We start from the raw sequence: 21790 nt of genomic DNA on the forward strand, positions 1-21790 counted from the left end.
CTATAGAGGGAAAATGGCTCTATGAGCGATCTAGCGAAAGAGATCACGCCCGTAAATATTGAAGATGAGCTTAGAGGTTCATACCTAGACTACGCGATGTCCGTCATCGTTGGTCGTGCCCTTCCAGATGTGCGTGATGGCCTAAAACCAGTACACCGCCGCGTTTTGTTCGCGATGAATGTACTAGGTAATGATTGGAACAAACCATATAAAAAGTCTGCTCGTGTAGTAGGTGATGTAATCGGTAAATACCACCCGCATGGTGATAGTGCTGTATACGATACAATTGTTCGTATGGCGCAACCGTTCTCACTGCGTTACATGCTAGTTGATGGCCAAGGTAACTTTGGTTCTATCGATGGCGACTCCGCGGCTGCAATGCGTTATACCGAAGTTCGTATGGCGAAAATTGCGCACGAGCTACTGGCTGACCTTGATAAGGAAACTGTGGATTACGTACCGAACTACGATGGTACAGAACAAATTCCAGCAGTACTTCCTACAAAAATTCCTAACCTATTGGTAAACGGTGCTTCTGGTATCGCAGTAGGTATGGCTACCAACATTCCACCACATAACCTTGGTGAAGTTGTTGATGGCTGTTTGGCTTACATCAATAATGAAGAGATCACTATTGATGAGCTAATGGACTACATTCCTGGTCCTGACTTCCCAACAGCAGCACTTATCAGTGGTCGTAAAGGCATCGTTGATGCTTATAAGACTGGCCGCGGTAAGGTTTACATGCGTTCAAAAGCGGATATCGAAGTAGAGAAGAATGGTAAAGAAACCATTATCGTTACTGAGATCCCTTACCAAGTAAACAAAGCTCGTTTGATCGAGAAGATTGCTGAACTGGTTAAAGATAAGAAAGTAGAAGGCATCAGTGCACTGCGTGACGAATCTGATAAAGATGGTATGCGTATTGTTATTGAATGTAAGCGTGATGCAGTAGGCGAAGTGGTTCTAAACAACCTATACGCTCAAACTCAACTGCAAACGACTTTCGGTATCAACATGGTTGCGTTGAACAACGGTCAACCACAGTTGTTCAACATCAAAGACATGCTTAAGTGCTTCGTAGACCACCGTCGCGAAGTTGTTACACGTCGTACTATCTTCGAACTGAAGAAAGCGCGCGATCGTGCACACATCCTTGAAGCGTTGTCTCTAGCACTTGCTAACATCGACGAAATCATTGAGCTTATTCGTAACGCTCCAACACCAGCTGAAGCAAAAGCTGGCTTAGTTGCACGCGGTTGGGATCTTGGTAACGTTGCTTCAATGCTTGAGCGTGCTGGTACTGATGCGGCTCGTCCTGATTGGTTGGAAGACCAATACGGCATCCGCGATGGCCAATACTTCCTAACGGAAACACAAGCACAAGCTATTCTAGAACTTCGTCTTCACCGCCTAACTGGCCTTGAGCACGAGAAGATTCTAGACGAGTACAAAGCACTTCTAGAAGAAATCGCTGAGCTAATGCACATCCTTGCAAGCACTGAGCGTTTGATGGAAGTTATCCGCGAAGAACTTGAAGCGGTACGTGAAATCTATGGCGACGAGCGTCGTACAGAAATCACAGCTGCAGTTCATGACATCGACATGGAAGAGCTGATTGCTCAAGAAGACGTTGTAGTAACGCTTTCTAACGCAGGTTACGTTAAGTACCAAATCCTAAGCGACTACGAATCTCAACGTCGTGGTGGTAAAGGTAAGAGTGCAACTAAGATGAAAGATGAGGATTACATTGAGCGTCTGCTTGTTGCTAATACTCACGATAACATCCTATGTTTCTCTACTCGTGGTAAGACATACCGTCTGAAAGTTTACCAACTACCATTAGCAAGTCGTACTGCTCGTGGTAAGCCTATCGTGAACATTCTTCCTCTAGAAGAAGGTGAACGTATTACGGCTATCCTGCCTGTTTCTGAGTTCTCTAACGAGAAATTCATCTTCATGGCAACAGGTGACGGTACAGTTAAGAAGACATCTCTGGATCAATTCGCAAACGTACGTGCTAACGGCCTAATCGCAGTTAACCTACGTGACGACGATTCACTGATTGGCGTTGACATCACTAACGGTGATAGCGACATCATGCTGTTCTCTAAATCGGGCAAAGTTGTTCGCTTTAACGAGGACAAAGTACGCGCAATGGGCCGTACTGCCTCTGGTGTTCGTGGTATGAAGCTTCCAGAAGACGATCAAGTGGTTTCACTGATTGTTCCTTCTAACGAAGGCGATATCCTAACTGTGACTCAAAATGGTTACGGTAAGCGTACTGAGCTAGCAGAATACCCAACGAAAGGCCGTGCAACGCAAGGTGTAGTATCTATCAAAGTCTCTGAACGTAACGGCCCAGTTGTTGGCGCTGTTCAAGTTGAAGAAGGCGATGAAATGATGATGATCACCGACGCAGGTACACTAGTACGTACTCGCGTAGCGGAAGTAAGCCAAGTTGGTCGTAACACTCAAGGTGTAACACTGATTCGTACTGCTGAAGACGAGAATGTTGTAGGTCTACAACGTATCGACGAAGTAGAAGAAGCTGAGATTGTAGAAGGCGAAGCTGAAGAAGCAAATGCTGAAACTATCAACGCTGAAGTTGCTGAATCAAGTGAAGAGCAAGCATCAGATGCTTCTGACTCTGAAAGTGATAGCGAGCAAGACACTGAGTAATCTCGATTACGTTAAGTAATTAAGCTTACCATTGAAAAAACCGAGCCTAAGTGCTCGGTTTTTTATTGTCTGCTCGTTTATTCTGATTGGCGTAAATCCTAATAGCTAAGTCTCGATCAATATTGCCTGATTGGGAAAGTGGTAAACTTAAAGGGTTGATAAAGGAGTGTGGAATGGACATCTGGTTGTTGGTTGCGTTAGTACTAATTAGCCTGTTTTTGATCGTGGTCGTTATTGCCGCGAGCGACAATGGTAGTCATCTAAAAGGCAATGTGGTGATTTCCCTTACTGCAGTGGCTCTGAGTGTGCTTGTCTGGTCTCAAATGAAACAGGACACACCCCAACTTCCTTTGGATGATAGCAATGGTTACACGGCAACAGATTTCGAAGGTGAGCTTCAACAAAGCCTCAAACAAGATCCGAATCAATCCGATTTGTGGTTTAAGCTGGGTGGTGTGTATATGCAGAAAGGGGAGTTTGATGCAGCGTTCACCTGTTATGACTACGCGATTCGGTTGGATCCTCAAGCACCATCGGGCCTTTATGCGGCCAAAGCAACCGCACTTTATTACCTCAGCTCTCAAGCTATGAGTGATGAAGTGAATGCGTTATTGGATCACTCAATGGAGCTTGATCCCAATGATCGTACGGCATTGATGCTGATTGCGACCGATCATTTCATCAGCATGCGCTATCAACAAGCGATTGATGCGTGGACTCAAATCCTCGACTCCAATCAAAAGGGGATTGATCGCGTTTCGATTATTCACTCGATCAACCAAGCCAAACAGATGATCCGCTAAGCTTGGTCAATAGGCTGTTCTTCCTGATTAGCTTTTGAAGCTATTTGTCTTTGAAACGATTAGCCTTTGAAACGACTTACCTTTGAAGCGTTTAGCCTCTAAAGCCATTAATCTCTCAAGCTATTGGCTTTCTTGCATTTCTATTAACCCACCTGCGTTGTGGATTTGAGTAAATCCTTGAGCTCGCAAGAATTGATAGGCTTGTCCTGAACGATTACCACTGCGGCAATACAAAACGATCGGTTGGTCTTTATCTATCTTGGCGAAGTGAGTAGCGACTTCAGAAAGAGGGTAGTTGATGGCGTTGTCCAGATGCCCTTGTTCGAACTCTGCAGGTGTTCTGACATCAACCACTAATGCGCCTTTCTCTATTAATTCCCACCCTGTCTCAGCACGCTCAGAGGCGTAAACGCCTGAACTGAGTAGTGCGATACATAATGCTGAAAGTGAAAGTAAGGTTTTCATTATATATTCCTTGAATTGGCGAGTGGATTGGGGAGGAGATATTAATGTGTATTGCCCCAAACCTAAAAAACCAGCCACACAATAATAGTGTGACTGGTTTTTACGTAATGGTCTAATTGAAGAAACTAGTATTCGTAGCTGGCTTCACGCTTTTCAGCTTGCTCTTCCCATTTAGGAACAACTGTGTCTAAGAAGTGTTGTTTTTCAGCGTTCATCTTATCCATGTCCATTCCAAGCGCTTTTTGAGCCGCCTCTTTGGTTGAGATGTCTGGAATCTCGATTGGATCAGTGATGCCTTTCTTCGCCAGTAGACGAACAATCTTAGTACGAGCATCGGCTGCGCGGTCAACGGCAGTGCCTAGCACTTCTAGAGCGATTTCAGGTGCATGCATATGAACGCCGTGAGATGCAATAGCGTAGTCCCAACGCCATTGAGCGTGACGGATATCCAGTAGGATAGGCTCCATCTCTTGCTCTGTCGCACCTGCTTCCCATGCCGCGCCTGCTTCAAAGTGAGCGGCAACGATTTGTTTCTCAGCGGTCAGCTTCATGTTTAGCACTTGAGCTTTACGGCTTGAAACGATGTTACGCATGGTTTCTTTAGATTGAGTGTGACAGTTTGCACACGTATCTTCGAAGCGGTCGAATGGGTTACCCACTTTATGGTCGGTATAAACGGTGCCATCTTCTTTGGTCACTTTCGGCATATGACAGTCAACACAAGCAACTTTGTTTTTGCCGTGAATGCCTTCACGCCACGTTTCATAGCCAGGGTGCTGTGCTTTTAGCATTGGCGCTTTAGATACTTTGTGCGTCCAATCTTTAAAGCCGATTCCATCGTAATACTCTTCCATTTGCTCAACACGAGTCCCTTTGTCCCAAGGGAATTTCACGCCTTTTGTTGGCCCTGTGAAGTAGTATTCCACATGACATTGAGCACAAACGGAAGCTTGTTGATCTAAGCGACCTTGGTCTTCAAACTTCTTACCAATCGCATCGAACGCACGTTCAACATAAGGACGCGTCACCTTCAGTGCTGGCTCACCATTTTTAAAGCCTTCGCTTTGGGTATCGTGACAGTCGGCACAGCCAATAGGGTTCACAATCTCGTTGCCAAGACGTGCCCATTTACCTTCAAAGTAACCGTCTTCACCACGCTCTTCGATAACACGTGCTACGTCTGGGCTTTTACAGCTCCAGCACGCCATTGGCATAGGGCCAGAGTTTTCGTCCGTTGGGCCGCCAGTACGAAGTGTTTGTCGTACATCGTCAATCGCATAAAAGTGACCACGTGCCTTGTTGTAATCTTTTGCGAAGCCGTAGCCAGCCCACATGATAACCATGTTGGGATCTTCTTTTAGTGCGTCTTCAATGGTTTCGCTTTCTGAAGTCTGTCTCCATGAATGATATTGATCTGGGTGGTTTTGCTCGAACTGGTCGTTACGAGGGTCGCCAATTTCTTTTTGTTCAGACGCAGCAAAACTGGTTGCGCTTGCTAGTGATGCGCTAACCATTAATAGTGCTGTGACCGAATTACGTATCCAATGCTTTTTCACAGTGATATCTCCAATATACTGATTCTTATACCAAGCGTTGTGAGTTTGCTATTCAAATTAAGAACTGGAGAATTCCTGTTTATATTAATTCATAAACAAACACATTTTGTTACGTGTTGGATATAGCTTGTCTTAGATCAATTAATGGTAGTGACTTCAATCACGTTGAAGTTTATATAACCCTAAAGGGGTACTGCTGGGTAGGGATATTAAAGTTCAATTGATAATTATTATCATATATAACAATCAATTACCTAGATTGACCATGATATAAATAGGGTGATTGCGTTCACAGATTAACCCATTCAAATTTCGTATTACCCAATTCGAGGTATATTCTAACTATAGAAAGCGTTGTGGCTTATCCAAAATAAGAATTGATATCATTTAAGCGGTAATAATATCGTTTAAGGGTACTTTTGTTTAACCGGAATATTATTTAGTTGAGAGTTAAATAATGCCGGTATAAGGAAAGGATAAAATGGGCAATATTAAATTGGCCATAGTCATAATGCTTAAATCCCTTCTAGCATTCTGCCTCTATGGTTATTCCATTCATGCTGTTGCTGAGCCTGCTGTTACGCCAGTAGGAGAATCAACAAGACATGAAGTCGAATTAATACGTGACAAAGACTACAAGTGTGTTCAATGCCATAAAGATTCAAAAGAAACGGTATTGGGTTCACATGGTGAAAGTGCACACGCTTTACTTGGTCGTGAAGTAAATTGTACCGACTGTCATAGTTCTATTAGCCCCGATCACCGTGAAGGTGCACCTGAAGTGGTGAAGTATCGCGCGGCTCAATCACAACCGGGAACCGAGAAGGTTTTCCTAGACCCTAGCTTAATTTTAGATGCCAATAGCCAATGTATAGATTGTCACAAACCGGATGATCTGCGCGAAGCGAGTTGGACCCACGATGTTCACGCGCAAAACTTAACGTGTTCAAACTGTCATGATGTTCATGCGACTGAAGCAAAGGTGTTGGGCTTAGATAAAAAGCAAACCATCAAGCTGTGTGTGGATTGCCATTCAGACTTCAACCAGAAGAAAGAAGAGGAGTAATCTATGAGCTGCTCAAGAAGAAACTTTTTAGCTGGCGCTGGTGCCGTTATTTTTACTACAAGTGTTGCGGGAACGGCGGCGGTAACAAGCCGTAAAACGCTAGCCAATGTTCAAGAGGACGGGGCTAAACGTTATGGAATGATTCATGACGAGACCGCGTGTATTGGTTGCACCGCTTGTACAGAAGCATGTCGTGAAGTAAACAAAGTGCCTGAAGGCGTGTCGCGCTTAGAAATTATTAAGAGCGAACCCCAAGGCGAATATCCAAATGTTGATTACCGTTTTACTCGTAACTCTTGCCAACATTGTGATAATGCACCCTGCGTGATGGTTTGCCCAACAGGCGCGGCCTACAAAGATGAAAAAACTGGCATCGTTGATGTGCATAAAGAGAAGTGTGTCGGTTGTGGTTACTGTTTGTTAGCGTGCCCGTATCAAGTGCGCTTCTTCCACCCTGAGAATAAATCGGCTGATAAATGTAACTTCTGTCGTGATACCAACCTTGCACAAGGGAAGCTGCCTGCTTGTGTCGAATCTTGCCCGACCAAGGCGCTAGTATTTGGCGATCTAAATGACCCTAAGAGTGAGATAAACCAGGTGCTTAAATCTGAGGTGGTTTACAGGGATAAAGCTTATCTAGGCACTCAGCCAAAACTCTACAAAGTGCCACACCAAAAAGGGGAGATTTGATTATGAGTGCATGGGACACAGCTTTTCAGTCTGGTACTGTGGTATGGGACTGGATTATAGCAATCTATCTATTTCTCGCGGGGATGTCGGCAGGTGCCGTAATGATCTCCATTTACCTAAAACGTAAGGTCATTGAAGGCGATCCTGCTCATAATGGGGTGTTAAAGGCCACGGCTTTTCTCGCGCCATTCGGGATCATTTCAGGTCTGCTTATCTTGGTTTTCCACCTGACAAAACCGTTATCCTTTTGGAAGATCATGATCTTCTATAACCCAACGTCTGTGATGTCGATGGGTGTGATCTTATTCCAAGTGTATATGGTGATCCTATTCCTTTGGATCGGCATTATATTCCGAGATCAAATTGTCGTGTTCTTGAATGACCAAGCTTGGTTAAAAGGGCGACTCGATTTTGTCGGTAACTGGATTGGCAAATTGGAAGTGTTTGAGAATGCTTTGGAAATCTTCTTAGCTGTTCTTGCTCTGATGCTTGCCGCTTATACCGGATTCTTGTTGTCAGCTTTGAATACTTTCCCACTATTGAATAACCCAGTGTTGCCGATTTTGTTCTTATTCTCAAGCTTATCCTCAGGAGCGGCGGCGTGTATTTTATTTGGTGTGTTGGTCTTTAAGGAATCACCTCATAGCCCGAGTATTTCATGGATCCACGGATTCGAACGTCCGGTCGTGATGTTTGAGTTGTTTGTTCTTATTACTTTCTTTACTGGGCTTATCTTCGCTGGTGGTCAAAGTGAGCAAGCAGTATGGAACGCAATTGGCAGTGGTTTCTGGGCGAGTTGGTTCTGGTACGGCGTCATCGGTGTCGGCATGGTTTTACCGTTGTTGCTGAATGCAGTGACACCAACCTCAATCCGCCATAGCTCGGTGTATATTTTTTCAGTGACTTCGCTAAGCCTAATGGGTGTATTAATGCTGCGAACGTTTGTCCTTTACGCAGGGCAGTTAACGATAGCTTAATTTTGCTCAAGTAAGCAGATGTTGGATACTGGTCATCTGCTTACTTGGTTCCTGTTTATTGGAACAGTATAAGCGAACAATTGTTTAACTTGGCTCTGCTCAAGCGGAGCCTTATTGAGGTGATATGGTCGGTTCTTTGGGGCTGTTTAGTTTGGTGTTGGTCGCTGTTCTTAGCAGCATTATTGGTGTGCATTCGTTTTATCAAATGCTAAACAAACGGACGCAAAATCTAGGTTTAATCCGCAGTTTCTCTCTTTCAAGCGCGCTGTTTTCTCTCACTTCTGTCGTATTGCTTGGTTATGCCTTTGTCAGTGATGACTTCTCTATCTTATACGTCGCTGAACATTCAAATACTCAGTTACCCTCATTTTTTAAGTTAGCAGCCGTATGGGCTGGCCATGAAGGTTCCTTGTTATTTTGGGTACTTACGATTAGCGTTTGGTCTGGCGTGATTGCCCTACAAAAACACTATTCGAATGAATACCAAAGCCGTGTGTTGTGGGTAATGAATCTACTGCTCGCGATATTTGCTTGGTTCACCTTATTCGCATCAAACCCATTTGAAATGAATTCGATTTTGCCGCTAGAAGGGCGTGACCTAAACCCAATGCTGCAAGATGTCGGCCTGATTTTTCATCCTCCATTACTTTACCTTGGCTATGTCGGCTTTTCTGTGGTGCTGGCGTTTGCTGTTGCGGCCTTATTGGTTGATCCTATTGAGTTTGATTGGGTTTCCCATTGTCGCAGTTGGTGTCTCGTCGCTTGGATCTTTTTAACTGCAGGGATCATTCTTGGTTCGTGGTGGGCGTATTACGAATTAGGTTGGGGCGGCTGGTGGTTCTGGGATCCTGTTGAAAATGCCAGTTTGTTGCCGTGGCTTACTTCGACCGCATTACTGCACAGCCTAGGTGTTGCAAAGGGCAAACAACAGCTCCTAAAATGGTCTCTCAGCCTTGCTTTCATTACGTTTTGCCTGAGTATCTTAGGCACCTTTATTGTTCGTTCTGGAGTACTAACATCGGTACATGCTTTTGTTGTCGACCCAACTAAAGGTATTGCACTGCTGCTTATATTAGTTCTGCTACTCGTAAGTTCATTTTCTCTGCTTATCGTCAGAGGTGAATCTTTTGAATCTAATCCGATTACCAGCTTCGCCAGCAAAAGCTTTTTGAGCTTAGTTGCGGTACTTATCTTTGTGCTGGCAACAGCCGTGGTTGTTTTCGGCACTTTCTATCCAATGGTATTTGAACTACTTGGATTGGGTAACATATCGGTCGGTGCGCCTTACTTCAATCTGTTGATTGCACCTTTAGCGTTACTCGCCCTTGGCGTGGTTGGCTTAGCTCCATTGCTCAGTATCAAACCTCAAGCAACTAAAGGCGTGATTGCCTCGTTAGCTGTGGTGTCATTTGTGCTTGGGTACATTTGTTATTCTTGGCAAGTGGAACAGGGACATCTACAAGTGATGGTGCTGCTGACTTGGGGGCTGGCATTCTGGGTTTTATTGACGCACGTTTATGGTTTAGTGGTTACGCGAAGATCCAAGTTCCAACGTAAAGTATGGGTGATGACCTTTGCGCATGTTGGAGTAGCGGTATTGTCTGTCGGTGCTGCTATGAACAGTTACCACTCGTTTGAGCGTAGCTATAAATTAAGCCCAGGTGAACAGGTGGAATTCATGGATTGGACGCTTTCTCATCGTGATACCGAGCTCTATGTCGCCTCCAACTTTACTGCAGAAAAAGCGATACTCGAATTAGATGCTAGCGAGCAAAGCTTTTCCATCGCGCCAGAAAGAAGACACTACCAAGTTCGTGTTATGAACATGAGTGAGCCTGCAATGAAGTGGTTCTGGCATGGCGATGTTTATATCACCATGGGAGAGAAAGTAGACTCAATAGCCTATGCATTCCGTGTTCAGTACAAAGCGTATGTGCGCTGGATTTGGTTTGGTGGGTTGTTCTCCATTCTCGGCGCTTTACTCTCATTAACTCATCGTAGAAAGAAAACCTTTAAGGCGTCACAGTATGCATACCAGCGTTCGTAACAAGCTCATCACGTTAATTGTCTTGGCATTAGTGATGGTGTTGGGTTTTGTCTTTGCACTCAATAATAAGCAGCAATCTACGACTGTGTCGGAGCAGAAGAGGGCATTTCCTGAATTCGTGTCTGCTGCGTTAGTCAATAGTGAAGGCATCAGTAGCAAACAGGAAATTACGTTGACTGATGTCACTCAGCACCCTTATCAACTAGTGAATGTATGGGCGTCGTGGTGTGGTATCTGCAAAACCGAACATGCTTTTTTACTCAAACTTAATGATAAAGGTATTCCAATTATTGGGCTCAATTATCGAGATAACTCTGCGGCAGCAATCAATGTGTTATTGAGCGATGGCAATCCGTACTCTACTGTGATCAGTGATCCTCAAGGTAAGCTAGCGTTAGAGTTGGGCGTAATCGGCACCCCTGAAACGTATCTGGTCGACGCTGATGGCCAAATCATTAAGAAGTTACTGGGCGTGGTCAATGAATCTGTATGGCAAGAAGAACTTGCGATGTATTTTGATGGTGCGAATGGATGATGAAGTCTTTAATACAAACACTCGTTATGCTGTCTACACTTATGTTTGTTAGTTTTCCGACTTTGGCGGAAGACCTGTTTACAGCCAGTAATAAAGACACGAGTATTCAAGTTGAACTATTCGAGTTTGAAAACCCTGAGCAGCAGCAGCGCGCAATTACATTGGCTAAAACGCTACGTTGCCCGCAATGCCAGAACCAAAACTTGATTGAGTCGAACTCTCCGATAGCAAAAGACTTACGTCTCGTTGTATTCAAAATGGTGAAAGCAGGGCAGAGTAATAATGAAATCACTCAATATATGACAGAAAGGTTCGGTGAATTTGTGCTCTATAAACCTGCAATGAGTGTTTCAAACTTATTACTTTGGCTACTTCCAAGCCTATTATTTCTCTTATTTATATATCTATCAGTAAAAAGTGTTAGAAAGAGCTCATAAAAATTATGTATTACTGTTTACCAATTGACCTGTATTTTGTAACATTAAAGGATTATAAAGGCTAAGCACTGTTATATAAGGATGTGTCTGTGGATAACGTAATCTCAAATTTAAAAAAAGAGTTCCATACTCATGTCCGATCTGACAAATGGGCAGAAAAATACAGTGCAAAATCGAGCATTTCTACGCTTACTCAAGAAGAGTTAACTGAATTAGAGAACGCTTGGGTTCAACTTGTCATCTGGAAGCAAACCCAAGTAAGCTGAACGTTCTGTAAAAATCGTAACTTCAGCCGCAACTGATTAATTTATAACCCCATGTTGGTCATTCCAATGTGGGGTTTTTTGTTACCTGAAAAATTATTGTTATAATATAACAATTTGAGCATGGTCGACCTTGAAAAAAATTGTTAACAGCCTCATAGTGTCTATCATTAGATAGTTAGCTACAAAATATTGCCTAGACATATAATGTAGTGTTGTTAAATACATCGAATTTTCAAGTGAGTATAGTTATGGCGGAAGTGCGTGCCAGAATAGATTTCAAAGTAGGGGTAACAAGCAGTATTGATGCTGAACTTCTGTCTTTTCATGGATTGAAAACAGACAAAGAGCATGTTGCTGTGATATTTAAATCAGCAGATAAGACACAAGATATACCTCTTGTTCGTATGCACTCTGAGTGCTTGACTGGTGATGTTTTCCATTCATCTCGCTGTGACTGTGGCGAGCAGCTAGACGAAACCATTAGAATTATGGGTGAGACGGGTGGAGTGATTCTTTACTTACGCCAAGAAGGTCGTGGTATTGGTTTATATAACAAAATCGATGCATACCGCCTGCAAAGCGAAGGTATGAACACTTACGAAGCCAATAACCACCTAGGCTTTGGTGATGACTTACGTGATTTTACTGAAGCAGCAGAAATGTTACGCGCTTTAGGTACCACAAAAATCCGTTTGGTGACCAACAACCCTAAGAAAATCAATGAACTTAAATCCTTTGGTATTGAGATTGAAGAAGTGGTGAATACCTCTGCTCATATCAAATCGGGTAATGAGAGCTACCTGAAGGCGAAAGTCTCACACGGTAAGCATAACCTGGATATCTGATTCGCTTACTTGTTGCGCTTAACATAAAAATGTTTAAAGACCTCACATATGTGAGGTTTTTTTGTATTTATCTTGCAATAAAATTGTAAGTTTGTATTATTCCAATCCGTAGTGCAAATGATAATGGTTTGCACTATTACTACGAATAATAATTTAAAGCTCAACAAGGATGCTTCATGACCATTAAATCTTTAGTGACAAAAGCAGTAACTTCGTCACTCATTTTTGCCTCTGCTTCTTCTTTTGCAGCAGTAACTCAAGATCAAGTTGTAGAACACTATGCAGATATTGCTCATGCCGTGTTTGCCGATTCAGTAATTACAGCAAAAGCGTTGAACTCTTCTATTGATACCTTTTTAGCTTCTCCTTCTGCTAGCAACTTCGAACAAGTAAAACAAGCTTGGCTTGAGTCTCGCGTACCATACCAACAGTCAGAAGTATTCCGCTTCGGCAACGTTGTTGTTGATGATTGGGAAGGCCAACTGAATGCATGGCCACTAGATGAAGGTCTGATTGACTACGTATCTTCTGATTACCAATATGAGCTTGGTAACGAAGGCGCTAGCGCAAACATCGTGGCTAATAAGACTTTCCAAATTGGTCAGACTACGGTTGATGCAACTAACATTACTCCAGAGCTAATCGCAGACTTGAACGAGATCGGCGGTTCTGAAGCGAACGTAGCGTCTGGCTACCACGCAATTGAATTCCTACTTTGGGGCCAAGATTTAAACGGTACAAACAGCGGCGCAGGTGAGCGTGCTTACACTGATTTCGTTGTTGGTGCTGAGTGTACTAACGGTAACTGTGACCGTCGTGGCGCATACCTAAAAGCATCTGCTGAGCTGCTTATCCAAGACCTAGAGTGGATGGAAAAGCAGTGGGCTGAAGGTGAGAAAGGTAACTACCGTCAAGAACTGCTTTCTGAATCTAGCGAAAATGGCCTACGTAAAATGCTATTCGGCATGGGTTCACTGTCTCTAGGTGAACTAGCGGGTGAGCGTATGAAGGTTGCACTAGAAGCAAACTCTACTGAAGACGAGCACGATTGTTTCTCTGATAACACGCACAACTCTCACTACTACAACGAGCAAGGCATCTACAACGTTTACACGGGTCTATATAAGCGTGAAGACGGCACTCTGCTTTCAGGTCCAAGCCTGTTTGACCTAGTTGAGCAAAAAGACGAGCAAGCTGCGAAAGAGATTCAAAAGCAGTTTGACCTAGCACGTGCACAAGTAGGCCAACTGGTAATGTCTGCTGAGAAAAACAACCAGCACTTCGATCAGCTAATCGCTGCTGACAACGCTGCAGGTAATGCACTAGTAAACAAAACGATTGTTGCGCTAGTGTCGCAAACAGCTGCAATTGAGCGTGCTGCGGGTGTGATTGGCATTGATAGCCTGAACCCAGACACAGCGGATCACGAGTTCTAAGAACCTGAGCCAAAAATAAATATAAGGGCTCTCATTGAGCCCTTAATTGTTTGATCCTCAAGAAAGCCACACCCACATAAAAACTAAAACCAAAAAACACAGCAAGGCAATGTATGAAGTCGTATCTATCAGCCTCACTATTAACCGCACTGTTTGTCTTATCGCCATTACATGCCCATGAAACTTACTCTGGCGGCAAAACGACCGTTAAGAAAGAGGGGGCGAACGCTTTTTCCCTTCCCGCAGCCAACCTACCAATGAGTAAACGCTTAGATTTCAGCGTAGGCAACAGTTTCTTTAGAAACCCTTGGGTTCCCGCACCGTCATCAACTGATGCTCGTGATGGATTAGGACCACTATTTAACACCAACGGCTGCCAAAACTGCCACATCAAAGATGGTCGTGGTCACGCGCCAGAAAAGGGCGATGAGAACGCGGTATCCATGTTGGTTCGCTTGAGCATTCCGGCTGAAACGCCAGAGCAAAGACAAGCCTTTATTCGCGATGGTGGCATCCCAGAACCGACTTACGGTGGCCAGCTACAAGATTTCGCACTTCAAGGTGTTAAACCTGAGGGGAAAGTGAACATCAGTTATACCGATGTTCCTGTTGAATTTAAAGACGGCACGGTTGTTACTCTGCGTAAACCCACTTTAAAAATTACTGAGCTTGCGTTCGGTGAGATGCACCCTAAAACTGAATTCTCAGCTCGTGTTGCTCCGCCAATGATCGGTTTGGGTCTGCTCGAGAGTATTCCTCAAGAGACGATTCTTGGTTTCGCTAAGCAACAAGCAGCGGATAACCAAGGCGTATCGGGTAAAGCCAATTACGTTCTTGATGTTCGCACAAACGAAATAGCACTGGGTCGTTTCGGTTGGAAAGCCGGACAGCCAAATCTAATGCAGCAAAATGCAGCGGCATTTAATGGTGACTTAGGCCTAACAAGCAGCTTATTCCCGAACGAAAACTGCACATCTGCACAATCGACTTGTGATGATTTCCCAAATGGCGGTGAGCCAGAAGTCAGCGACAACATCCTAGATTTTGTTGAGTTCTATTCGCAGCACTTAGCAGTACCTATTCGTCGTGACGTTGATAACCCTGCTGTCGTGCAAGGTAAAAAACTGTTCAAAGACGTTGGCTGTCAAAGCTGTCATCAAGCTGAGTTCCGCACGGCAGAGCGAGAAGGTCTGCCAGCATTATCTAATCAGTTAATTAGCCCATACACCGATATGCTGCTGCATGATATGGGTGAAGGCCTAGCGGATAATCGCCCAGAGTATCTGGCTAACGGTCAAGAGTGGCGCACCACGCCATTGTGGGGGTTAGGTTATACCAAAGAAGTGAATGGTCATACGTTCCTGCTTCATGATGGTCGTGCAAGAAACGTTATGGAGGCGGTACTTTGGCATGGCGGTGAAGCAGAAATGGCAAAACAAAACGTACTGTCTTTGAATGCGACTGAGCGTGAAGCACTGCTGGCGTTTTTGAACTCGCTGTAGTCGGACTGAGATTTAGCGTTTTAACTACTCAGCTAACCTAAAGAACACAACCGCTGAACTTGTAGGAATACGAGCTCAGCGGTCGTTTCATATTTAGTGAACTCATATAATTAAAAGAAAAATTAGGAAGTAAGGTAACAGCATGACACATAAATTTTTGTTAATGCCTTTGTCGGTATTAATCATGGCAGGCTGTCAATCATCGGGTGAGCAGACTGCTTCATCTGAGGTTAACGGTGTGTCCTATCAAGCCGACACGGCAAGTCATATTAGTCGCAGTGTCTATCAACAAGAGTTTGATTCTGCAGTTCTATTTGCCAAGCAAGCCAGTGAACTAGAAGTCTTGATGCAGGGTTACTGCCAAACCAATAGTGTTGAGCTTGATACGTTGAAAGCTCAGTGGCAGCTTACAATGAACAGTTGGATGGCACTACAAGGTCAAGAAAGAGGCCCAACAGCGGCACTGGAAGAGAGCTGGAATGTTCAGTTTTGGCCAGACAAAAAGAACACCACAGGTCTAAAGATGCGTCAGCTGACTCAGCAAGATAAAGCTTGGTCACAAGACGAAATTGCACAGCAAAGTGTGACCGTTCAGGGGCTTGGCGCCTTGGAGTGGTCTCTGTACGACGAGCAATCTCCACTGCTTCAAGACAAAGCTTCAGGCTGTCTATCTTCACCAGCTATCGCACAAAACTTGGCAATGAAATCGGCCTCTATTGCTGAAGCTTGGCAGGTTAACCCGTGGCTAGCGCTAGACGAGATGCGTTGGGAATCTGAATACATCGCTCTATTGACTAACCAGCTTGATTACAGCATGAAAAAGCTGAGTCGCCCGATGGCGAAAATTGGTCATCCGCGTCCTTACTTCTCAGAATCATGGCGTGCACAAACCTCGATGACTCAACTAAAAGCCAATGTAGCAGCACTTCAGAATTTGTACCTTGCCGATGGCAATGGCCTAGACGGCTTGTTGAGAGAGAAGGGCTTAAACGACCTTGCTGACCGTGTTGCTGACCAGTTCACATTGACGCTAGATACTTGGCCTACAGACTCAAGCTTGTTTGAGTTATTGCAGAGTAAAGAGGGCTACCGAGATGTGCTGACTCAATACAACAAACTAGAACGTTTGAAGTACCTGATTCATGAAGAAGTGGCGATAGAGCTTGGCGTGGTAATAGGATTTAATGCTACCGATGGTGACTGATACTACGCGAAGAACGCTACTCAAGGCTGCACTGGGTTGTGCAGCTGTTCCATTGCTTCCGTTTGGCTGCGCTAGTCGTTCTGGTGCTGTGAGCTCATCTAATGATCCTCAGCTGATAGGATGTGCGCTGAATGGGCGAGGTCAATATTCAGCGGTTGTGGCTGACGAATATGGAATGCCATTGAGTCAACTGCCGATTCCAGATCGTGGTCATGGCGTCGCGATTTGCCCAACCTCATCACATGCGGTGGTTTTTGCTCGTCGTCCTGGTGACTATTTTATGGTGTTTGACTATAAAAACGGTCAGCAGATCAAAATGGTCGTGAAAGGTAAGAACCGTCACTTCTATGGTCATGGCGTTTACTCATTAGATGGTAAGTTACTGTATGCCACTGAAGGGAAAACGGACAGCAGCCAAGGTGTGATTGGCGTTTACGATGTCGCGCAAGGCTATCGTAAGGTCGAAGAGTTCAGCGGTTTTGGTATTGGGCCTCATGAAGTGATCATCATGCCGGATGGTAATCTCGCGATCGGCGTTGGTGGCGTTCATACTGATGGTAGAACACCGAAAAACCTAGATTCGATGCAGCCGAGCTTGAGTTATATTTCTCCTGAAGGTGCGCTGCTTGATCAGGTTGAATTGTTGGATAAGAAGCTGAGCATTCGACACTTAGCCCATGATGGTGCTGAAACCGTGCTTTGTGGCCAGCAATATCGTGGTGAACCAGATGAGTATCCTTCGCTATTGGCGATGCATACTAAAGGCGGGCAGTTTGAATCACTGAACGCAGAGCCAGAGCAATGGGCAAGGTTCAATCACTATATCGCCAGTATTGCGGCGTCAGATGATTGGATTATTGCGACTTCGCCAAGAGGCAACTGCTACGGTATTTGGTCCAAAGAGAGTAAAGAGTTAGTCGAACTTTCTGCGCTATCTGATGCCTCTGGTGCCGTGTTACTTGATGGAGAGTTTCGACTCAGCTCTGGGGCGGGGAGTGTGGTTAGCCAGCGAAAGCCTCATGAGAAATCGACCCAGCAATCTACGGTTCAGTGGGATAACCACTGGTCGTCAATTTGATGCATATAGCACCTTAAAAATTAACATGCTTACTCCAATTTCTTTGCCATACTTATTAGATTATGGGGATGGAGTTAAGCATGTTAGCGAAATACTTCTGTGGATTATTGGTGTTAGTTTCTGTGCACGCATGGAGCTATACGAGTTCTGACGAGAGCCGTTTCATTCCGGCTGATTCAGAGCTCTCTTTTATGCTGATTTATCCAGAGCTTACCCAGAGTATTTATCAAGACACTTCTCTTCCTATCCTTTGGGATTCGCCAGAACTGGTTAAAGCGTTTGAATTTCAATTGTCGCTTCTCGAACAAGCTCAAATGGCACCGCTCTTTGAACGACAACTTAAGCAAATCCGTCACTATCAATCCTACGCTCAATGGCAAGAGTTGGACATATTACTTACCGATACCTTTATCTACTACCTAAGCTACGTTGAAAATGCGCCACTTGCCGGTAAGGAGTGGTACTTTTCGGGTAAGCTACATTCCAAATTACCAGCGCCTTCGCCCCATATTCTGATGAGACTGAAAAGCAGTGTCGCCAATGATTACTTATTGGAGATGGTGTTGTCTTACGCACCGCCAGTGGGGGATTTCGACCAATTCAAGGCGACTTATTCAGTATTAGAAACCGCGTCCGAGCTCAAGATTGATCGGTACAGACAGAAAGGCTTGAAACGCTTGGGCGACCAGCTTTCAGATAAAGCCATTCTTGTTGAACGTATTGCCTTGGTCGGTGTTGATACTTCGATGATCGCGGTCGATTTCCCTAAGTTCGATCGAGATCTGCAAACGGCGATTAAGTCCTTCCAGCGTATGCACGGTCTTACAGACGATGGGATCATCGGCCCTGACACGATAAAGTGGATCAACATGGGCTTTGATGATCGATTAACCTCATTGGCTCTGAATGCTGAACGTGTTCGTTTGTGGCCAAGAGACAGAGACTCTCTTATCGTCGTTAACGTGCCGAGTTTTGACATGAAGTACTGGGAAGATGGCGAAGAGGTGTTTGAGTCTAAAGTCGTCGTGGGAAGAAAATCGCGAAAAACACCGCTTTTAGAGATAAACCTAGATTCTGTCATTCTAAACCCGACTTGGAATGTGCCATGGAAAATCATGGTCAAAGACATACTGCCTAAAGTAAAAGCGGACGAAAGCTACCTTGAAACGAACAACTTCCAAGTGATTGACGGTTGGCGTTCAATGGAAACGGTCGACACCACAGAGATCGATTGGCAGACAATCAACTTCAATTCGTTTCCATATCGGATGCGTCAGCAGGCTGGCTCGCGAAATGCATTAGGTTTGTATAAGTTCAACACACCTAATAAGCGAGCCATTTACCTGCACGATACACCAAGTAAAGGCCTGTTTAATGACGACTTCCGTGCTTATAGCTCAGGTTGCATACGTGTTGAACACGCAGAAGAACTGGCTGAGTTATTGTTTGCCACTAAGGTAAGGAAAGTCCCGAACCAAAATGCTGACCTCGCTCCGAATACTAAGGTTCGCCTCAAGAAGCGGATTCCAGTGCATATCATCTATCAAACCGTGTTGTTTGAAGAGGGCGGCATACAGTACCGCGGTGATATCTACCAATATGATAAAGAGGGTGGTTGATTGAAATGAGTTCAACTAAGGTGATCTTGACCAAAAAATGACAACCAAGCTTATATTGATAAAATTATAATGAGTATCAATAACTAACCGTACAAAGGTTACAAATACTAACGTTTTGCGCGGTTTTTGTACGTTGACGCAGCAAATACCATTATGTATCGTGCATTTTTCGTTCGATCTAATTGGTTTTTTGCTGTATGTCTCAAAGTTTATTTTCACGCCGTCAGTTTCTGACTTACGCTGGTGGTACTGCTGTTGTCGCCTCTCTTACTCCTTCTATCGCTTTTGCTTCATACCCTGATCAACCAAGAACGATTAGCATGAACAATCTTCACACTGGTGAACGTTTAGAGACTTGTTATTTCGATGGCACTAACTATGTCGGTGACGAAATGGCACGCCTTAGCAAACTATGTCGCGATTTCCGTCGTAATGAAATTCACCCAATGGACAAGAACCTGTTTGATCAGATCACTCAGATTCAAAACGTGTTGGGTATTCAAAAAGAAGTTCAGATCATCTCTGGTTACCGTTCTCCAGCGACCAATGAAGCACTTCGTTCTAAGTCGAGTGGTGTGGCTAAAAAGAGTTACCATATGTTAGGTAAAGCAATCGACTTCCGTATTGATGGTGTTGATCTGAAAGAGCTGAGAGACGTAGCTAAAAGCCTGAACGCAGGTGGTGTGGGTTATTATGCGCGTAGCAACTTTATCCATATTGATACTGGTCCAGTACGAAGCTGGTAGCTCTAGGCTCTGTGGTGAACTGAAGCGGTAGGCACTTGTCAAAGTAGACATCCAATGTCATAGTTTGCCCAAATTTCAGTTTGCCCTCTAAGGTTTGTATATGTCTCTTAAGTATCAAGTTGTACCTGTTACCTCTTTCGCTCAAAACTGCTCGATTGTGTGGTGTGATGAAACCATGGAAGGCATCGTTGTTGATCCAGGTGGCGACATCCAACAGCTAGCTGCGATCATTGAAGAGCTGGGTGTGAAGGTGGTGAACTTGGTGCTGACTCATGGTCACTTAGATCATGTTGGTGGTACGGTGCCACTTTCAGAGATGTTGAACGTTGAAATTGTTGGCCCACATAAGGCTGATAATTTCTGGTTGCAAGGCCTAGAGAATCAAAGCCAAATGTTTGGTTTCCCACTGTGTAAAGCCTTTGAACCAAACACTTGGTTAGAAGAGGGCGACAAAGTGACTTTTGGTAACCAAGTTATCGATGTGATTCACACGCCGGGCCACACGCCAGGTCACGTTGTACTGTTCAGTGAGCAAGCACGTATAGCATTTGTAGGTGACGTGTTGTTTAACGGTGCAATTGGCCGTACTGATTTCCCACAAGGTGATTTCAATACACTTATCGCTTCAATCAAGACTAAGCTTTGGCCGCTAGGCAGTGACGTAACATTCGTTCCGGGTCATGGCCCTGAATCGACATTCGGTCGTGAGCGTGCATCAAACCCGTTCGTCGCAGATGAAATGCCACTCTACTAAGCCTCTGACCTAGTAAAAGAACGATTGAAAATGAAGCTTAGCTTTTGTTATGAAAGCTAAGCTTTTTTTATTGGGTGCGAGTTTATTTATGAACCGGTTTGATTTTAATCAGAGAGGCGCTCGGCAGCGGCTAAGTAGCGTCGAGCCAGGCCAACAAACTCTTCTCCACTAATATTCAAATCATGGGTTGATATGAAAATGTCATAACCGTGGAAGCCTCTTTGGTACTTCATCCTGTTGGCGAGCATCGCCTGTAACCCTGAATAGTCTTTGATTATCGCATTTTGATTATTTGCTTCATCGTGTGAATCCGTATCCATTTGTGCTTGTTGAGCGTTGAAATGCACCTCGTCATTACTCTTTGATTCTTTATATTGGCTCAATTCAACACACCCGTTTTCGGTACAACGAGTGTGGTAGTGCGATGAGTCTAAAACCATATCTTCAAAGTTTGACTCTTTTCCCGCTTGTTTAGCACCTAGATACAAAAGTGCTCGTTGGCTCAGCAATAACTCACAGGTGATTTTGGGGCAGATCGAATCGAGGTAGGGCGAGTAATCTTTAACCTTGATACCAATCCAAGGCAGAGGTTGGTGCCAACCATCTTGTTCATAGGTGCAAAGGCCAATTTTTTGGATGTTGTTCCACTTTAAGACCCAGCCCCCTTTATAAAAATGTTGTTGAAAATGAGTCGGTGTGAGGGTGAACATCACTCTGCTGCGCAACATTAAATAATAGCCAGTTCCTAGTAGGGCAATAATGCAAAATGCACCCACGATCAGTAACTTTGGATTGTCGCTGTAGAGTGCAATGATCAAGCAAACGAAGCCTAAAATAACGGCGAGAATACGGTACGAACGTGTGAACGAGGGCAAAGAGAAATTTGTTAGGTGACGAGTGTCCATAGGCAACACCAAGTTTTCATATTTTTGTCTGGATGGATAACCAGTGTATATGACCCTGAATTGATAAGTCGATGTTTAAATAATAGACGCTAGTAGACAATATCGGTATTTTTCGTCGACTTTCGACGCTTCACTCTACAAATAGCTCCTGTTTTTTGGTATAAATCGCGCTTCAAA

20 protein-coding genes are annotated in these 21790 nt (G+C 44.3%); 17 read left to right on the forward strand and 3 right to left on the reverse strand.

All coding sequences use genetic code 11. The features are described 5' to 3' along the window. Nucleotides 1-21: 21 nt before the first annotated feature. Complete coding sequence (gene gyrA / locus CWO13_RS06695) at nucleotides 22-2682, forward strand: DNA topoisomerase (ATP-hydrolyzing) subunit A (protein WP_102431254.1); 2661 nt, start codon at nucleotides 22-24, stop codon at nucleotides 2680-2682. Nucleotides 2683-2855: 173 nt separating this feature from the next. Then, on the forward strand, nucleotides 2856-3485 hold the full coding sequence (locus CWO13_RS06700; protein WP_102431253.1) for a TPR domain-containing protein: 630 nt from the start codon (nucleotides 2856-2858) through the stop codon (nucleotides 3483-3485). A gap of 120 nt (nucleotides 3486-3605) precedes the next feature. Here the strand turns inward: CWO13_RS06700 and CWO13_RS06705 are convergent, their stop codons facing one another. Both CWO13_RS06705 and nrfA read right to left on the reverse strand, forming a co-directional pair. Continuing rightward, nucleotides 3606-3950, reverse strand: coding sequence for a rhodanese-like domain-containing protein (locus tag CWO13_RS06705; RefSeq protein WP_102431252.1), 345 nt, complete (start codon nucleotides 3948-3950; stop codon nucleotides 3606-3608). 125 nt (nucleotides 3951-4075) lie between these two features. Next, nucleotides 4076-5506: an ammonia-forming nitrite reductase cytochrome c552 subunit gene (gene nrfA, locus CWO13_RS06710; RefSeq protein ID WP_170960826.1), complete on the reverse strand. Its 1431-nt coding sequence runs from the start codon at nucleotides 5504-5506 to the stop codon at nucleotides 4076-4078. Between the two features lie 481 nt (nucleotides 5507-5987). Here nrfA and nrfB point away from each other — a divergent pair, with 481 nt between their 5' ends. From nrfB to CWO13_RS06780, 15 genes are all read left to right on the forward strand, one after another. Then, on the forward strand, nucleotides 5988-6572 hold the full coding sequence (gene nrfB / locus CWO13_RS06715; protein WP_017101427.1) for a cytochrome c nitrite reductase pentaheme subunit: 585 nt from the start codon (nucleotides 5988-5990) through the stop codon (nucleotides 6570-6572). A 3-nt stretch (nucleotides 6573-6575) separates the two neighbouring features. Continuing rightward, nucleotides 6576-7262 carry a cytochrome c nitrite reductase Fe-S protein gene (gene nrfC, locus CWO13_RS06720; RefSeq protein WP_048659577.1) on the forward strand — a complete coding sequence of 229 codons (687 nt, stop codon included), beginning with the start codon at nucleotides 6576-6578 and terminating at the stop codon, nucleotides 7260-7262. 2 nt (nucleotides 7263-7264) lie between these two features. Continuing rightward, nucleotides 7265-8239 carry a cytochrome c nitrite reductase subunit NrfD gene (gene nrfD / locus CWO13_RS06725; RefSeq protein ID WP_048607198.1) on the forward strand — a complete coding sequence of 325 codons (975 nt, stop codon included), beginning with the start codon at nucleotides 7265-7267 and terminating at the stop codon, nucleotides 8237-8239. Nucleotides 8240-8363: 124 nt separating this feature from the next. Then, complete coding sequence (locus tag CWO13_RS06730) at nucleotides 8364-10286, forward strand: heme lyase CcmF/NrfE family subunit (RefSeq protein ID WP_108082663.1); 1923 nt, start codon at nucleotides 8364-8366, stop codon at nucleotides 10284-10286. Further along, complete coding sequence (locus tag CWO13_RS06735) at nucleotides 10267-10821, forward strand: DsbE family thiol:disulfide interchange protein (RefSeq protein ID WP_107898969.1); 555 nt, start codon at nucleotides 10267-10269, stop codon at nucleotides 10819-10821. Before CWO13_RS06730 ends, CWO13_RS06735 begins: the two co-directional genes overlap by 20 nt. After that, nucleotides 10818-11258 (forward strand): heme lyase NrfEFG subunit NrfF, encoded by a 441-nt coding sequence (gene nrfF, locus CWO13_RS06740; protein ID WP_048669252.1) that lies wholly within the window; start codon nucleotides 10818-10820, stop codon nucleotides 11256-11258. Before CWO13_RS06735 ends, nrfF begins: the two co-directional genes overlap by 4 nt. Nucleotides 11259-11347: 89 nt before the next feature. After that, nucleotides 11348-11524, forward strand: coding sequence for a hypothetical protein (locus CWO13_RS23410; RefSeq protein ID WP_017063565.1), 177 nt, complete (start codon nucleotides 11348-11350; stop codon nucleotides 11522-11524). Nucleotides 11525-11772: 248 nt separating this feature from the next. After that, the gene (locus CWO13_RS06745) at nucleotides 11773-12369 is read left to right on the forward strand and encodes a GTP cyclohydrolase II (RefSeq protein ID WP_009848836.1); all 597 of its coding nucleotides are present in this window, start codon (nucleotides 11773-11775) and stop codon (nucleotides 12367-12369) included. 176 nt (nucleotides 12370-12545) lie between these two features. After that, nucleotides 12546-13805, forward strand: coding sequence for an imelysin family protein (locus CWO13_RS06750; protein ID WP_102530457.1), 1260 nt, complete (start codon nucleotides 12546-12548; stop codon nucleotides 13803-13805). A gap of 113 nt (nucleotides 13806-13918) precedes the next feature. Then, nucleotides 13919-15307 (forward strand): di-heme oxidoreductase family protein, encoded by a 1389-nt coding sequence (locus CWO13_RS06755; protein WP_102480658.1) that lies wholly within the window; start codon nucleotides 13919-13921, stop codon nucleotides 15305-15307. Nucleotides 15308-15449: 142 nt separating this feature from the next. Continuing rightward, entirely contained in the window at nucleotides 15450-16511 is a 1062-nt protein-coding gene (locus CWO13_RS06760; protein WP_055319797.1) for an imelysin family protein, read from the forward strand. Next, a complete protein-coding gene (locus CWO13_RS06765; protein ID WP_107898973.1) occupies nucleotides 16501-17589 on the forward strand; it encodes a DUF1513 domain-containing protein in 1089 nt (362 codons plus the stop codon). Before CWO13_RS06760 ends, CWO13_RS06765 begins: the two co-directional genes overlap by 11 nt. An 80-nt stretch (nucleotides 17590-17669) precedes the next feature. Then, nucleotides 17670-19208, forward strand: coding sequence for a L,D-transpeptidase family protein (locus tag CWO13_RS06770; RefSeq protein WP_102530454.1), 1539 nt, complete (start codon nucleotides 17670-17672; stop codon nucleotides 19206-19208). Between the two features lie 197 nt (nucleotides 19209-19405). Then, a complete protein-coding gene (locus tag CWO13_RS06775; protein ID WP_102432394.1) occupies nucleotides 19406-19954 on the forward strand; it encodes a YcbK family protein in 549 nt (182 codons plus the stop codon). 100 nt (nucleotides 19955-20054) lie between these two features. After that, on the forward strand, nucleotides 20055-20708 hold the full coding sequence (locus CWO13_RS06780) for an MBL fold metallo-hydrolase (protein WP_102432395.1): 654 nt from the start codon (nucleotides 20055-20057) through the stop codon (nucleotides 20706-20708). Between the two features lie 104 nt (nucleotides 20709-20812). Here the strand turns inward: CWO13_RS06780 and CWO13_RS06785 are convergent, their stop codons facing one another. Then, nucleotides 20813-21613: a DUF2982 domain-containing protein gene (locus tag CWO13_RS06785; protein WP_108082664.1), complete on the reverse strand. Its 801-nt coding sequence runs from the start codon at nucleotides 21611-21613 to the stop codon at nucleotides 20813-20815. Between the last annotated feature and the right edge of the window lie 177 nt (nucleotides 21614-21790).

It is taken from the genome of Vibrio sp. ZF 223 (assembly GCF_003050585.1).
GTDB lineage: Bacteria > Pseudomonadota > Gammaproteobacteria > Enterobacterales > Vibrionaceae > Vibrio > Vibrio crassostreae.